Source organism: Candidatus Kapaibacterium sp. (genome assembly GCA_023957315.1).
GTDB lineage: Bacteria > Bacteroidota > Ignavibacteria > Kapaibacteriales > UBA2268 > PGYU01.
This window is the reverse complement of record JAMLHE010000006.1, coordinates 163,901-180,249: the sequence shown is the minus strand read 5'-3', so window position 1 is coordinate 180,249 and position 16,349 is coordinate 163,901. Positions and strand designations below refer to the sequence as shown.

At 35.3% G+C, this 16,349-nt stretch carries 9 protein-coding genes; 7 read left to right on the top strand and 2 right to left on the bottom strand.

The features are described from left to right. Positions 1 to 12: 12 nt before the first annotated feature. Together rpmB and M9949_08390 are read left to right on the top strand one after the other, a co-directional pair. Complete coding sequence (gene rpmB / locus M9949_08395) at positions 13 to 237, top strand: 50S ribosomal protein L28 (GenBank protein ID MCO5251424.1); 225 nt, start codon at positions 13 to 15, stop codon at positions 235 to 237. A gap of 134 nt (positions 238 to 371) precedes the next feature. Then, positions 372 to 890, top strand: coding sequence for a flavodoxin (locus M9949_08390; GenBank protein MCO5251423.1), 519 nt, complete (start codon positions 372 to 374; stop codon positions 888 to 890). Positions 891 to 925: 35 nt separating this feature from the next. On the opposite strand, the gene M9949_08385 is transcribed toward M9949_08390, so the two are convergent. Then, positions 926 to 1,687, bottom strand: a complete 762-nt coding sequence (locus tag M9949_08385) for an HAD family hydrolase (protein MCO5251422.1) — start codon at positions 1,685 to 1,687, stop codon at positions 926 to 928. A 108-nt stretch (positions 1,688 to 1,795) separates the two neighbouring features. Between M9949_08385 and M9949_08380 the strand changes: the two genes are divergently transcribed. From M9949_08380 to M9949_08360, 5 genes are read left to right on the top strand one after another with little or no spacing between them, the layout of a single operon-like run. Further along, positions 1,796 to 8,413 carry a DUF6531 domain-containing protein gene (locus tag M9949_08380; protein ID MCO5251421.1) on the top strand — a complete coding sequence of 2,206 codons (6,618 nt, stop codon included), beginning with the start codon at positions 1,796 to 1,798 and terminating at the stop codon, positions 8,411 to 8,413. A gap of 50 nt (positions 8,414 to 8,463) precedes the next feature. Next, positions 8,464 to 10,098 (top strand): tetratricopeptide repeat protein, encoded by a 1,635-nt coding sequence (locus M9949_08375; protein ID MCO5251420.1) that lies wholly within the window; start codon positions 8,464 to 8,466, stop codon positions 10,096 to 10,098. 34 nt (positions 10,099 to 10,132) lie between these two features. Continuing rightward, positions 10,133 to 10,993 carry a flagellar motor stator protein MotA gene (gene motA, locus M9949_08370; protein MCO5251419.1) on the top strand — a complete coding sequence of 287 codons (861 nt, stop codon included), beginning with the start codon at positions 10,133 to 10,135 and terminating at the stop codon, positions 10,991 to 10,993. A gap of 9 nt (positions 10,994 to 11,002) precedes the next feature. Continuing rightward, the gene (locus M9949_08365) at positions 11,003 to 11,911 is read left to right on the top strand and encodes an OmpA family protein (GenBank protein MCO5251418.1); all 909 of its coding nucleotides are present in this window, start codon (positions 11,003 to 11,005) and stop codon (positions 11,909 to 11,911) included. Further along, positions 11,911 to 13,125, top strand: a complete 1,215-nt coding sequence (locus M9949_08360; GenBank protein ID MCO5251417.1) for a response regulator — start codon at positions 11,911 to 11,913, stop codon at positions 13,123 to 13,125. The genes M9949_08365 and M9949_08360 overlap by 1 nt, the downstream gene beginning before the upstream one ends. Positions 13,126 to 13,128: 3 nt before the next feature. Here the strand turns inward: M9949_08360 and M9949_08355 are convergent, their stop codons facing one another. Beyond that, positions 13,129 to 16,221 carry a hypothetical protein gene (locus M9949_08355; protein MCO5251416.1) on the bottom strand — a complete coding sequence of 1,031 codons (3,093 nt, stop codon included), beginning with the start codon at positions 16,219 to 16,221 and terminating at the stop codon, positions 13,129 to 13,131. Between the last annotated feature and the right edge of the window lie 128 nt (positions 16,222 to 16,349).

The window sequence follows — 16,349 nt, the reverse complement described above, 5'->3', positions numbered from 1 at the left end:
TGGGGATAAGTCATGGCAAGAATATGTCAATTAACAGGTACAAAACCAATATCGGGTAATAACGTATCACACGCTCATAATAAGACACGCAGAAGATTTTTGCCAAATCTTCAGAAAAAGCGTATTTGGTTACCCGAAGAAAAGCGCTGGATTACTATTAAAGCTACTGCTAAAGCAATCAAAACTCTCGATAAAAAGGGCTTATATCAAATGCTGAAAGATTTGGAAACCAAATAGTTGAAAAAAACTTACAAAACGCAACCAAATTGGTTGCGTTTTTTTTTGCTATTATAGTAACGTAAATTATATTTGTTATTGGATTTTTACTAATTTTTAAAAACATTATTTGTTAATTCACAAACCGGAGATGTATTATGTTGATAGGAATTTTTTTCGGTACAAATACCGGAAACACAGAAACAGTTGTTGAAATACTCGAAAAAGAGTTGAAAGGAAGTGGATTTGAAGTTGATGTTCATGATATGTCAAGCGCTTCAGTAGATGACATGGCAAAATACGACCAATTCATTATTGCAGTACCAACATGGAATGATGGCGAATTGCAAGATGATTTCGATGCTGTATTTGGCGAATTTGAATCATTTGACTTTTCAGGCAAGAAAGTTGGATTTGTTGGTCTTGGCGACCAAGACGGTTATCCTGACAACTTCCTTGATGCTATTGGCATTCTCGGAAAGCCGGTTCTCAAAAATGGTGGTTCAATCTTTGGGTATTGGCCCACTGACGGCTATGAATTTACAACTTCTGCCGGATTGGCAGAAAATGGCAAATTCTTTGGACTTGGAATTGACCAAGACAACCAAGAAGACCAAACCGAAGATAGAATCAAATCTTGGGTTGCTCAAATCAAGGGCGAACTCGGAGCTTAATTTTAATTTTGGGAGTTTTTTAAAAAAGGGTTGTCTTATGCAGGCAACCCTTTCTTCTTTTCAAGCAATTCGATACAATGAGGGATGTCTATCCAATCAAAAACCTCCGCATCGGCAATAGTTATCAGATTATCTGCATCACGATGTGTCGTGGTTGGGTCGCCTGAAAATTTGATTGCCATCATAGCTAATTCTTTGGCACCCTTAATATCGGTTTTTTCGATGTCGCCAATGTGCAATGCTTCCGAAGCCTTTACATCAAATTCATCTAAAACTCTATGAAAAGTTTTAGGATGTGGTTTGGAAACTCCGGTTTCATCACTAAAGCTGAATGATGTGAAATATTGCAGTATTCCATTGTCTTGCATAAGTTTCTGAAGTGTAGTCCCCGGTGTAAAACCTGTATCGGAAACAATTCCTAACTTATATTTCGATGCCAAAATAGGCAAAACTTCGCTCACATTTATCAACATTTTGGGTGGATAGTTCAATATTGAATCGGAGAAAACCTGTGTGACTTTGTCTATTGAAGGTTTTGAATATGGTAATTTCAAAAAGCTCCAGAAAAATTCAATGGTTTCTACCGGCTTTGGTGTCCTTTGTTGATTAATCCAAATATTGTTGAAAAATTCCCAGGATGCTTTTAGAGCCAAATCCAAATCTTCATCTGTAACCGCAGTTCCGAGATTAGAAATCTCATCCATTATTGTGTGGTAGCGTAGTGCATTTCGATGTTTGCCGCCTGAGGAATCAAATAAAGTGTTCCAGAAATCAATAGTAATTACTTTTAAACTCATTTTTACTCTTATGAAATATTATGTCACGATGCTTTGCACCTAAAATTTTATATTTATATTTGAAATTATGATTATGAAACATTTAAAAGCAGTCTGTGTCTATAATTTATGATGAAGTTTAATACCATATTTATTTTGTTAATTTTCCTGTATGCGGATAAGGCACTTATATCGCAATCGGATTTTAGCATTAATCATGGTGATTCGATTATTTCGGACCCTCAGATTGGCTCTATGACAAGAGGCAAGTATCATTTTCAGCACTTTGTAAGCCCTGCTCCGGGACTTGACAAAGAGCATGTGCAGCTATTGGTAAATACTGTAACTGGTAATCTACTTTACTCAAGAACCGATTTCCGAAGTAATGAAATTGGCTTTCCGATTAATGCAAAATTCACCTATAATAGTCTTAGCTCTTTCAACGGAAGATTTGGAGCAAAATGGCAATTTTCGTATAACATAAGATATTGCACGAACAATGTCAATAAGAATGTTATGATAGTGCTCTCTGACGACAAAACGGAGTTATTCCAAAAAGTTGATTCAAGCTTCCACCCTATTTATGGTGCTACCGGTAAGCTCAATCTCTCTAATAGTAAGTATTCATATTCAAGTATTACAAACGATGATATAAAAAATACAGGACTAGTTTATTACCATTTCAATGAGCCTGATAATCATTATGTCAGCAATATAGTTGATAATTTCGGAAATGAAATCAATTTGCAGTACGAACAAAACAGATTGACACAGGTTCTATTTCCATCAGGCAACAAACTGACTTTGAGCTATACTGATGAAAAGCTGAAAAAACTGAGATTTGGTGATACTCTTGAAATAAGCTATGACTATGATGAGTCAGATAATCTCGTAAAAGTTACTTATCCCGATGCTTCGATTTATAGGTATGAGTACGATGATTGCAACTTGTTAAGCAAAATAATTTATCCCGCAGGAAACAGCATCAATGTTGAGTATGAATCAGACCTTTCAGTGAAAAATTTGACGCTCGGCAGCAATGTAAAATACAGCTTTGAAAGCAATAGAGCCAAAGGAGCGTTTAAAGTAATTTTGCCGAATGGCAGCTTTTACAAATTTGATTCAGACACACTTTTCAGGACTACTCGAATTACGAAATCAAACGGTTCCACAGTGTTGCATAGCTATAATGAAAAATACGAGCTGACGGCAATTGAAAATCCCGGCGAATCCACAAGCAGATTTTTCTACAACGATTTGGGTTTACTTACTATGTCAATCAATCCTCTGAATAGACAATCTCTGTACTCGTATGATTCTTTTGGAAATCTATTGGAATATACAGATGCTGAAACAAATAAATGGAAATTTATCCGAAATGAACTGGGAATCATAAATGCAATATCAGATGGTAATAAAAATTTTGATTTTGGCTTTGACAGCAAAGGCATATTGAAAAGTTTCGAAATTGATGAGGTCCGCATAAGATTTGATAACGATACTAAAGGAAATCCAACTCGAATACTTTTTTCTGACAATATCCTCTATGATTTCCGCTATGACCAACTATGCAATTTTTCCTCATTTACACAACCGGACCGGATAATTTATATGTTCGAGAACAATTTCAAAGGCTTGTTCACCAAAATTGCTTACCCAAATAATAGTTCAAGACAGTTTGAATATGTCAATGGCTCGAATTTATCAAAAGTCATACTTAATGATGGAGTCGCCGTCAGTTTTTTATATGATTCGGCGGGGAGACCAAAATCATTCAAAATCGGTAATTTACCGGAGTTCATTGCCGATTACAAAAGTTTCGATACAATTAAATTCCAAACCCCAATATCAACTCAAGCTCAATTAGTCTTTGATAAAAATCGAAAACTTGGCTCATTGCTCGACTTCAATAATGTTGAATACAAGTACGAATACGACGATAGGGGCAATTTGATAAGAGAATATATTGGTAATAACTTAGTTTCGAACTTGACTTATAATCTAAATAATGAAATGACAGAAAGAACAATCTTAGGATTCCAAGAAAAATTTTTGTATGATAAATTATCAAGACTTATCTCATATTCAAATCCAAATGGTACAAAACTATTCCAATATGATGTCTTTTCCAACCTGACTAACTATGTTACTCCTTCCAATGTTCAATATGTATTTCAATATAACTTTTTGAACAATCTCGAAAATGTTATACGCAATTCACAAACTATTGCTACTTTCAACTATGACTTATTTGGAAATCTAATCGCACTAAACAAGCCGGGACAACTTCACATTGGTTTTGAATACGACCTTAATGGATTAGCCAAATCTATATCAATCAACAATGGCACACCCATACAGTATAAATACAATTCCCTCCGAAAAGTGTCAAGCACTGACAAAGGGCTGAATGTAATGGCGTTCACGTATGATAAAATGAATAGGCTATCAGACATCAAAAAAAACAATCACAACCTTCTAACTTATTCATATAACCAGTTAGGTAAAGTTAGTGAAATTGTAAATCAAGACTTACAAAAAATAAATTATGAATACAATGCCATAGGTTCATTAAAGCAAATCACTCAAAACGGCACTACTCATAAATTGCTGACATCACCCGGAAGTATGTCAATCAGTTTTTACAATAACTTCAATTATACATATAATTTCAATGACTTTTATAAGCTGATGTCTGCAACAAATGCCGCAAACGACGAGATGAGAATTTATTATGATGATTCTGAGAGATTGAGCGAAATTTTTGCTGATGGGTTGAAATTTGGACTTACATATAGCAATAGCTTATTAATCAGTTCTTATACAAATGGCGATAATAACAGATTCTCTTTGAACTACAGCCCAATAGGAAATTTGATTTCAATCATTAACCCAAATTTGAATTCGACAGCAATATTATATAATGTACATGGTGATATTTCAAATTATGTTGATAGTGAAAATAGACCGATCGCTTTTCAATATGAAAATGACTTAATATCTAAAGTTAGTTTCCCCGGAACTGATTCCATTCGATATATTTACAATCAGTATGGGCAGAAAATCCAAACAATAACTGAAAGAGGCTCTTTAACAAATTTTGAATATAATCCTTTTGGTCTTCTGTCGAAAGTCTATGATGCAACCAGCTCAAAGTACTTTTCGTATGACAGTGATTTGAATCTGGCACAAATTGTAAATGAATTAAATGATACATTGAAAATAACGAATCAAAATAATCGCATTAAGAGCATTCAAATGTATGACTTCGACTTATCTGCCAACTATCTGAACGGAAAACTTGTCTCAGTAGATTTGAATGGGACGCCATTTTCAAGAATGACTTATGATAATTTCGGGTTTGTGAATTCCTATACCTTTATGACTGATTACAAAATCAATTTCAGCAACAATCACTTAGGAATGCCAAACCAAAAAACAGATTTTGATAATACATCCATCCACTATTTCCGTGATAAAATTGGCAGAATATTAAGAAAAAACTTTCACGATGGCACTTCTGAACTGTTCTTATATATGAATAGTGGCGAAATTTCAAGTTTTATTGATAGGACTAACGCGGAATTTTTGATTCGATATGATAAAGCAAGGCGACCAATCACATTTGTAGTAAATAGATTTGATTCCTTGCAATTCGGCTACAATTCAGTTGGAGAAATCATAAGTATTGCTGAACCGATGGGAAACAATTTTGAATTTCAATATAATGGGTTAGGTAACCTTACTTCGATAATTTCGCCAAACGATTACCTACTAAATTTCAGATACAATAAGCAAGCTAATGATTTCAAAATGTACGATAAAACCGGTGATACTACCACATTTAGATTGGATAATTATTATAGAATTGTAAGCAAAATTGACAGAATCGGACGAACAATCAATTCGAGATTTGATAATTTTGGCAATAAGATTAGCACTACTCAAAACGGTGATACAAATTATTTCTATCGGGAAGATAAGTATGGTAGGATAAGTAACTACACAAACAGCTCATCAATGAATGTGTACAACTACAACGGTAAACAATTGAAACCGAGTTCATTAAGTAGCGATGGTGTCGAATTTGCTATCAACTCAAGCAATAGTTTGTTTGAAACACGAGTTAACAATGTGCTCCAGTCAACTGTAAATTTCAACTTGAATCAAAATGTAACTTCAGTTTCAATTCCGGCAATCGGCACTTATAATTATTTTTATGATGCAAACCACCACTTGACACGTATCAGTCACTCAAACAAAAATTTAATCACTTCCAAATTTTCACCATCAGGCGAACTTGAATTTTTCGATTATAATTCATTGAAATACGATTTCCTCTACGATACGAAAATCAACTTGCAAAGTATCGTAAAAGACGGCAAAAAATACGCTTACTTCTATGATGGAAACTCAAATTTGATTATAAAAGATTTCCCGACAGGGTTTGATAACTTTTTTGAATATGATGAATGGAACAGATTGAAAATTCGATTTGACCAAGCAGATAACGAATTTGATTATACTTACACTGGCATTGGGCAAACTGAAACGATTTCACGAACAAGTCCCGATATTGAACTGATAACTTATGAATATGATAAAGCTGATAGGTTGCATCACTTAAAGAAACTATCAGGCGGACAAGAAAATATAGTTACTTACCAATATGATAATCTCGATAACTTGAAATCATTATCGGTTAATGGCGAGAGTTTGATTCAAATTAACAAAGCAACAAATTTCATAGTTGATACGGTCAGATTTGGAGCTAATCAAACAATCATTGTCCATAAAACCAAAAGTGATTTGCCAAAACGCATACAATACGATTATGGCTTTGAAGTTCGATATGATTATGATTCGAAAAACAGACTCTCCAATCTAAGCATTTACTCTTCAGGAATTTTGAACAAATCATATAATTACTTCTACGACAATGCTGACAGATTGTTGAAAATTTCGAGCGACACAGATACATCGCTACTTGCTTTAGCTTATAACGAATGGTCGGAATATACCAAAGTTACTACTAAAGATATTTCAACGATTTACAATCATGATGATACCGGCAGAATTATATCAAGGAATGAAAATGGAGAATTGAAATACTACGAATACAGTTCAAACAGTAATATTCCTCATAAGATTGGCGATGCTACCATCTTTACAAATGAATCTGAGAATATCAGCTCTATAGCTGTTGGCGATGAGCAATACAGATTTTTCTTTAATAACGAAGACCAATTAATAGGTTACTCGGCACCGAATGGCGATTTCATCACTTTCCGTTACAACAATGAAGGAATCTTATCCAAATCAATTGGCAAAGATACGAGCCATTATTTTGATATACCAATCGAAAGTCAATCCCCGAATTACTTCGCTCTGACTAAGAACAGTGATTCTTTGAAAGTAAGCAACTTTTTTTATAAACTATTCGATAATCATGAAATCTTATTTTCATATGATTCTTTGGGCAGTCCAAACCAATTGATAAAAGATGCTTTTGGCAATGTGCTCGCTTATTCATCGGCTGATTCGATTATTTTTTCCGAATATTTTGCTTATGACGAGGTTGATGAATCAAATTCTCCAAATCAATTATATAAATTCAGGAACTTAGTTTCTATACCGGAAACGCACTTGTATTATGACGGAGTCGATTTCTATCATAAAGATTTCAAAATTTATATCACTCGCAATAAGCGATTAGAACAGATTTCATCTTTTCTGCCTACACTTAGAAAGATGAAATCAAAACCCGATTTGAGCGACATAATCAAATATTATGTTGATTCAGATTTGGTAATCGGAAGTACCGACAAGCATAGTAAAATAGTAGAGCAAATCAAGAGAGACAACTTAATAGGGGAAATGATTGATGAGGAACTAAATCTACAATACAATCATTTTCAGACTTATAAAGTACGAAGCGATTTTAACCAATATTCAACAAAATTCAATTTCTTAGGTCCGAAAGTTATTAATACTGATTTGATTGTTAAAGCATCAAACAACACAAAGCCCGTATTTGAAATCCTCCCAACAGGGATGGAGCAACTTATCGATACCATATTCCAACAAGCATATTTGGAGCCAATAATTAATGATTATAAAAAAATTCCTCGTTACTCAAGCAATCGAATCGAGAATATTTTAAGTTTGATGACATTTTTAGAATTCGATGATGACGACCAATTCGTACGAATCCTCAAATTGATTGACAAACTTTTATCAACCGGCCAATATGAGTTACCGTCAAATATTACAGACATCTCTCCTATTTGCATTGATTTCGTAATGATGGATTCTATCATGCGCCAAAATGATTATGTTCGTTTTGTGGTTGATGCTTCAGAACCCATAGACCAGTGGCAGGAATCCTTGAAAAGTCTTCAAGAAAATTTTGAACTGTTTCAACAGGAAATCTTGGAAAACCGGACGAATTCAAAACATCATATAAACATATTCAATCCTGGATTTAAACTGTATAAGCCAAATTTCGATATACCGGAAGGCATCAATCATGTACCGAAGGTTTTTTATGATTTCTTAAGATTGAAGGAAGATAACATTGCAAATGTCATGTCCAAAATGTTGCGTTTAGACTACAATGATAAGTTAGACACAAGATGGAAATACGACAGAAAAATTGAACTACCATACAGATTCGATACTCTTGATGATTTGAATTTAAGAAATATTAGACCCATTTATCAAAATTATTTTCGTTTTCTACGTTAATCTATTTTTACATAAACTTTTATTAAAAAATCCAAAAGACGCAAACATAAATGAAATATACAAAAAGACTGACATTCCTAAAAATCTTCTCAATTTCTGTACTTGTATTATTAGGTGCTTGTTCAAGCTCACCCAAAACCACGAAATACGACATTTCGAATATTTTAGCCAAAGGTTTCATTATGAAGGTTGACACTACTAAATTGCAAAAAGCAGCGATTAGTCACGTAGTCCGTGGGTCAACTCTCCAAAATCAAGGCGAATTTGCTCTCTCGGCAATCGAATTTCAAGAGGCATTGCGATACGACCAAAGCCCGGGAATTTATCTTGCATTAGCCAATTCATACAGGAATTTGTACAAATTTGAATTAGCTCATGAAGCTATCAGCAATGCTATCAAATTAGACCCGGAATTTGAACCCGCTTACTTGCTATTAGTTGAAATTCTTATTCCACTGCGAAGATACGATGAAGCCATTCAAACACTTGAATATAGTTACGAAAAATTCGGCAAAGATGAACTTTTGATTTATATCGCAAGTGTTTATGAATATACAGACAAACACAAAGCACTAGAGTACTATTCCAAAGTCCCTGACGATAAATTAGACTTGTTTACATTGTACCGAATATCGGAAATTTCGAAGTCATTGAAAGACACTGTAAACCAAAAGAAAACCCTAATGAAAATGATTGCAAAAGCACCGGATAATTTCAATCCGTATAGTGTACTGCTTGATTTTTATTTGGAAAACAAAAACGTTGAAAGTGCATTAGACTTGGTTTTTTCGTCTGAAAAAAAGTGGAACTTTGAGGATGTGAAATCAATGTATTCGCGAGTTGGTGCATATTTTTTGATGAATTCGTTCGAAACTGACACAACGCAAGCCAAAAGATATGTAGAGCGGATTGATAACAGATTCCAATTTGAAGAATTCATGCAATTTGTCGGCGGAGCTGTTAATCAGCAAATAGGCGATACTGTCAAAGCTGATAAGTTCTTGGATTTCTTGCTCAAAAACGGTGAAAATGAATCATTCAATGCCGTTGAAATTGCTCAAATTTATGTGTTTTCCGGCAGATGGGACAAAGTCATCGAATTTTTGAAGGATTTTGATGGTGGCGAAGATGATATGCGTTATCATTATTTTCTCGGAATTGCATATATGCAAACTGATGATTATCAAAGTGCTGAAAACTTAATGTTACAAGCATTAAAGTTAGATAGAGATAATGCCGATATATTGTCTAATCTTGGTTATATTTATCATGAGTTGGACGATTACGATAAATCGAATCAATATTACAAAAAGGCAATGATGATTATACCTGATAATGCTTTGTTGAATAATAATTATGCTTATACACTTTCGGAGCAGAACATTGATTTGCACAATGCTCTGAAAATGTCAGAATTGTCTTTGAAGGAAGACCCCGATAACGCGTCTTATCTCGACACGTACGGTTGGATAATGTTCAAAATGGGGAAATATGATATAGCTCTTGAGTATTTGTTAAAGTCTTACGAAAAAGCTGAATCTGCGTCGGCTGAGATTTGTTTGCATCTTGTGGAGGTATATTTGAAGTTGAATGATATAGAAAATGCAAAAAAATATCTTCAGATTGGTTTAGAATTGTTTCCGAAAGACAAAAAATTGTTAGATTTGTCAGAGAAAATTAAGTAAAGAAACAAAATCCTTAAAAAATATTGGATAGACGATGTATGTAATTGTTGGACTTCTTGTGGTTTTTGTTTGTGTATTTGGGGGATTCTTTTGGGCTGCAGAATTCAATATGGATGCAGTTGCCTTTTTCCTTCATCCTTATGAATACATTATTATTGGTGGCGCTTCAATCGGTTCGATGTTAATCGCTAATTCTAAAGAAATGAATGGTCGCATTATCAAGGGCGCAATGGGCATATTTAAAGGTGCCACAGTTACCAAAAAATCATACACTGAATTGTTAAGGATGCTCTACGAATTGTTTCAATTTGCAAAACGCGAAGGTTTGATAGCGTTAGAACAACATATTGAAGCACCCGAATCAAGTTCAATAATTTCCAAATACCCCTCATTTCTGGCAAACCATCATGCCGTTGATTTTCTTTGCGATACGCTGAAAGTGGTACTCTCAGGTGGCGTTCCGGCACACGAGTTGGAAGAATTGATGGACATAGACCTGGAGAACATTCATCAAGACGAACATCACCCTCCAGCAGCGCTTAATATAGTTTCCGATGCTTTGCCCGGATTAGGTATTGTTGCTGCAGTTTTGGGTATTATCGTTACGATGCTTTCGATAACTGCCGGTGCCGAAACAGTCGGCAAAAAAGTCGGTGGTGCATTGGTTGGCACGTTTATGGGCGTTTTGCTTGCGTATGGATTTGTAGGTCCAATCGCACGGAATATGGAAAAGAGAGTAGAACAAGAAGCGAAATATTTGGAATGTATCAAAGCAGCACTATTGGCTTTTGCCAAGAGCATGCCTCCTACAGTTGCAATCGAGTACGGCAGAAGAGCTATTGACCCACACAATAGACCAAGTTTTAAAGAAACCGAAGAAGCGATAAAAGGTTAATAAACAACAATGTCTGAACAAAAGAGTCAAAAAGAACAACCTATTATTATAAAAAAGGTTAAAAAAGGCGGCGGACACGGTCACCATGGTGGTGCGTGGAAAGTTGCTTATGCTGACTTTGTTACTGCAATGATGGCGTTTTTTATTGTAATGTGGATATTAGCATCGTCGGAAGAAGTGAAAGTTCAAGTTGCCGAGTATTTCGAACATCCCGAAAGATTTGAACTTTTTTCCGGTAAAAAGAAATCGGGACCCGTACCGATTGAACTTGACTTAGAAAGCTCCAAACGTAAAGCTGAAGCATCCGATTCCAAGGGTGAAGGCGAGTCAATTTTGAAATTTGACAAGGAGACCACTGATACTTTATATCAAAGACTAATGAATAAAGCTATCCAAGACAGTATTTTAGCTCAAGAAAGGGTCGAGCAAATTGGGGATGATTTACGTAAAAGATTTTCACAAATAATGACGGAAATGCCCGAATTGGAGAAAATACTTTCTTCAATAAAAATTGAAATGACAAAAGAAGGACTAAGAATTGAATTAATTGAATCTACCGAGTCGCTATTTTTTGAAATTGGCAGTAGCAAACTAAGCAAAGCGGCTATAGATATATTGAAAGTTTTAGGTCGTGAAATCGGGAAATTACCGAATTATGTTGACCTCGAAGGACATACTGATAGCCGTGGCTATGGTTCGCGAACTGATTACAGCAATTGGGAATTATCAACAGACAGAGCTAATGCTTCGAGGCGAATGCTCGAACGAGAAGGATTGTGGGACGGGCAAATTGTCGAAGTGAAAGGATTTGCAGATAAGCGGCTTCGAAATCCCGATAATCCATTTGATATGACAAACAGACGTATCAGCATACTTATAAAACACATGAATGTTGACCAATTTTTACCGGAGTTATAATGGATGAATTGAATGAAAATGGTATCATCAAAATCTTAGTTGTAGATGATGATTCTTCGAATAATACAGCTATTGAAGCATTAATTAGAATTCATTTCCCTGACATAAAGGTTTACTTGGCTCAAGATGGATTAGAAGCATTTAATATTGCCCAAAACGAAAAGCCCGATATTATAATATCCGATATCAAAATGCCAATAATGAATGGTTTTGATTTACTAACAAAAATCAGAAGCAGAAGCGAACTTTCAGATGCAATCTTCATTTTTCTGACCGCAAATGTTGATAATGACATTTACACCAGAGCCATAGAACTCGGTGCAGATGATTTTCTGGGCAAACCTATTGATAGCAATCGTTTGTTAGTAAGAATCCGTTCATCGCTACGCATAATCAATCTAAAGCGTCAGGTTCGGTCGGAAAATAAATTGTTGATGGAACTTGCAGAAGCACTCGAAAATGACATGCAAGACATGATTAAATTGGCAGTCAAATTTCTCGAAGCCAGAATCCCTGCATCAATTGACATGTTGAAAAGAGTTTCGCAATGTTCTGTGTGGATATTGAAAAATCTTAGCGAATATGATGAAGAAACTCTCCGTGATATTGAAATCGCATCTTTTCTTTCTCAAGCCGGGCGTATTTTCCTACCGGATTCTATGCTAAAAATGCCCGTACTGTTAGATGGAGCACCAACGGACCCACTAATGTGCCAAGTGCCTCAATCCGGAAAGACAATTGTTGAAAGTATAAACCGATTCAAGCATGTTGCATTAATCATCGGTCATATTTATGAAAATTTCGACGGAAGTGGAATTCCGGATAGACTCAAATCATGGCAAATTCCATTAGAATCAAGAATCATAAGAGCATCATTAGACTTTGAAGAGCTTAGAGCATTGAGGAATTTATCATCAAAAAATGCTATCGAAATCCTTAGAAAGGAATCCCAAAGACTTTATGATAACAGAGTGGTGATACTTCTCGAACAATATTTGAAATCACATGATGAGGAGTTATACGACCCCTTTGAAATGGCTGTTCAACTTGCAGAACTCAAAGACGGTATGATAATAACTCGTGACATTTATACAAACAAAGGTCTTAAATTAATACCTTCTGGTGCAACACTATCAACTAAGACAATAGAGCGGCTGATTTCTCATAATGCGACTGACCCCATACTTGGGAACGTTCATGTTAGAAAAGCTTAGTCTTTAAAAGTCTAAGCCCATAGAAATCAAATAATTTGGTTCAGACCATCCTGTATATTGATTTCGCCAGGCAATGTCAACTTTCCATGGTATTCCCAAGAAATAGCTCCTGATGCCAATGCCGGTACTCATCAATAGATTGACAGGTTGTAAATTTCCGTTTTCGTCTTTACGGGCATATACAAAATCATTATTCCATGCTCCGCCAATATCGAAAAATAGCGCACCGTTGATACCCGATATGAGAATTGGTAGTGGACCTGCTACTAAAGCTGTCAATAATGGAAATCTCAGTTCAAAATTTGATAAAAAATATTTATTACCTGTTAACTCAGCAACTTGCCATCCTCTCAATGGAGTTTGAAAAGCCATGAAAGCAAAATCTTGAGGCTCGTTAAAAGGTAAACGATCGTTCTTGAACTTACGGTTTATCCAATTATCGGTGCCACCCATATAAAAATTAATCGGGTCAGGACCAAAACTTGCAGCACCTGCTGTTCTTGCAGCAATGCTAATCCATTCGCCTAATGGGAAATAAATTCTATAATCTGCGGAAAACGTCAAGAACCCTACTCCTGAAGTCTCAGACAGTTTAGGCGAGGCAGTAACATCTACAAAAAATCTCGAGCCGTCACGAGGTCCGTAATAGCCCCATAATGTATTATCATGAGTGTAACGAACATTAGGTACAATTAGAAAACGCTCATCTGACGGAAATTGTGGCACATCGACATTCTCTCGTGTTAAGAACATAAAATTCGTTCCAAGTTCAAATCGTTGAAACATTGTAATTGGATATGATGCTTTCAAACCTGTGCCAAAATTACGGAATCTATGGTAGTAATTATCTGTTCTCAAAACAAATGCTGATGTATGGAATGCACTTATTTGATAATCTATCACTTTCGGCAAATAGTTATATGCAAGGTAAAACTGACTGTTTCTCAAATCCATCAATATATTTGCTTGGAAAAATATTTGATGGTCGCCTAATACATCACTAAACAGCATTTGGGTAACACCTTGCATTCCATAATAAGTACTATAACCGGGGTTTCCCATTACTAAATCGGTAGAAAAAGAAACCTTGTAATCGTTTTCTTTAAAATCCGAAATTTCAACTTCATTATTTTGAATGTTTTGGTCACGTTTCACCAAAGCGTCAATATTTGGAGAAACCAATTTTTGCTGTTCGAATCCAATTTCAAAATCACCATAACCAACAAGTTTTTCTTCTTCGGATTTTTTATTATCGCTTGCAATATTATCAATAATTTTCTGTTTTTCGCTTTCGCCTTGCTTGAACTTCGTAAGTGGCAATTCGTCAAAATCTAATTTTTTCTCGAGAGGATATCTCATCATATAAATATCATAGCCACCGTTGACTTGAGTAGTAAATAATAATTTTGTGGCATCTTTCGATAAAGCTATTTGAGTTATGGCATTAATTGAATTTGTAATCGGTCTTGATTCTAAAGTATTTAAATCAAGCACATAAACGTTACTGATACCATTTTTATCCGAGCTGTATAGTATTTTGTCCTGACCGGTTAATGGAGTCACTGATGACTTATTATTATCGGAATCAAAGGTCAATCTTCTGATTGAAGCATCAGCGATTGTCAATTCGTACAAATCTGTTTGATAAACATAATAGTTCCACATTTTGAAAGATTCCAAAACAGGAGATAGATTAGTTGACCTATCCGAACCGAAAAATATCTTAGAATCATCGCCTGACCATCTTAAAAATTTATCGGAAAAGATGTCGTTAGTAATGTTGGTAAGATTTTTGGTTTTCAAATCATAAATGTAAATATCACTTCTGTTTGTTTCAGAACCTATGAAGGCAATTTCATTTCCGCTATTAGACCAATCCACAGATGAAATAGATATAATTCCCGGAGTAATTTTATCATAATCACCTGTTTCGGCATCAATTATGAAAATAGCATCTTCCCCACCGGATTTAGCTGAAACGGCGATTTTTTTCCCGGTTGGGTCCCAAGAAATACCCGGTGTTAACATATTCAGGTCTTCAAAATCCTGCTTCCTAAAGCTGCTTACTAATTGGCGAGTCGAATTTTTGTCATCTATATCTCGGACAAAAATGCCAAAAGTGCCGCCGGGAGCAGAAATAAAAGCAATCTTTTCGCCATCGGGTGAAATCGCCGGAGATGAGTTATAGTAAGTCCTGTCCTTATAATGGTCTGTCACAGGAGTCGAGAAATCTTTTAAATCGGTAAATATTTCCAAGTCGGGCCAATAGTACCTCTTCAAATCTCTTTCCCATTTTTCGGAAAAGCTTTCTAAATCCATTTGGAAGGCGCTTTCAAAAGCTATGTTAAGATTCCTATGAATCTTCAATTTATTGACAAAATCTCCAACTTTTTCCTTGCCATATTTATCAGCTACATACCAATAAAAAGTTTGACCACCGCGATAAGCTAAGAATCCATTCAACCTATTCAGAGGTGGAAGTTTTTCACTCAAAAGCAAATCACGCATAAACATATCTGTTTCGGTATTCATTCCACGCAAACTTTCCCATTCGGCAAGTCCTTCATTGAGCCACAATGGAATCATAAAACCCGAACTTGAAGAAATAGCTGATTGGAAAGTACCACCATAAAACATATCATTGAGTACAGCATGTACAAGCTCGTGATGAATAACGTGGTCAAGTTGAGCGTAATCTCCTTGGAATGGCACTACGACACGGTTTTTGAATAACTCTGTTACGCCGCCGACTCCTTCAGGCATGAAGCTTCTTATCACATTGGTTTGTTGAAATTCATTATGAGCCGCATAGACTATTATGGAAACTCTACCTGTCAATCTGAAGTTTACTGTGCTTTGGATAGATGCAACAGCTCTTTCGGCAGATAGTGCAGTATATTCTGCAATATATTTATGCCCTTCATCATAATAAACATCAAAATTAGCGGATTGGATGTATTTCCAATTGAAATTTCTATACTGAACCTTATTCTTACCAAATTGTTGTGCAGTCATTAATTGTGAATTTGCATCCACAAAATTCAAAGATATTAATATTAGAATCAAAACATTTATGCTACGAACGAAATTCGACATTGTCTCTCCGGTTAAAAATCATCTATTCTAATAGACACATGAATGTCCAAAAGGTTTCAAGTAATGACGGGAAAAAACGATTTTAAGTTAAAAAAAAAGCGTCGCAACGGACGCTTTTTGTAAATAAA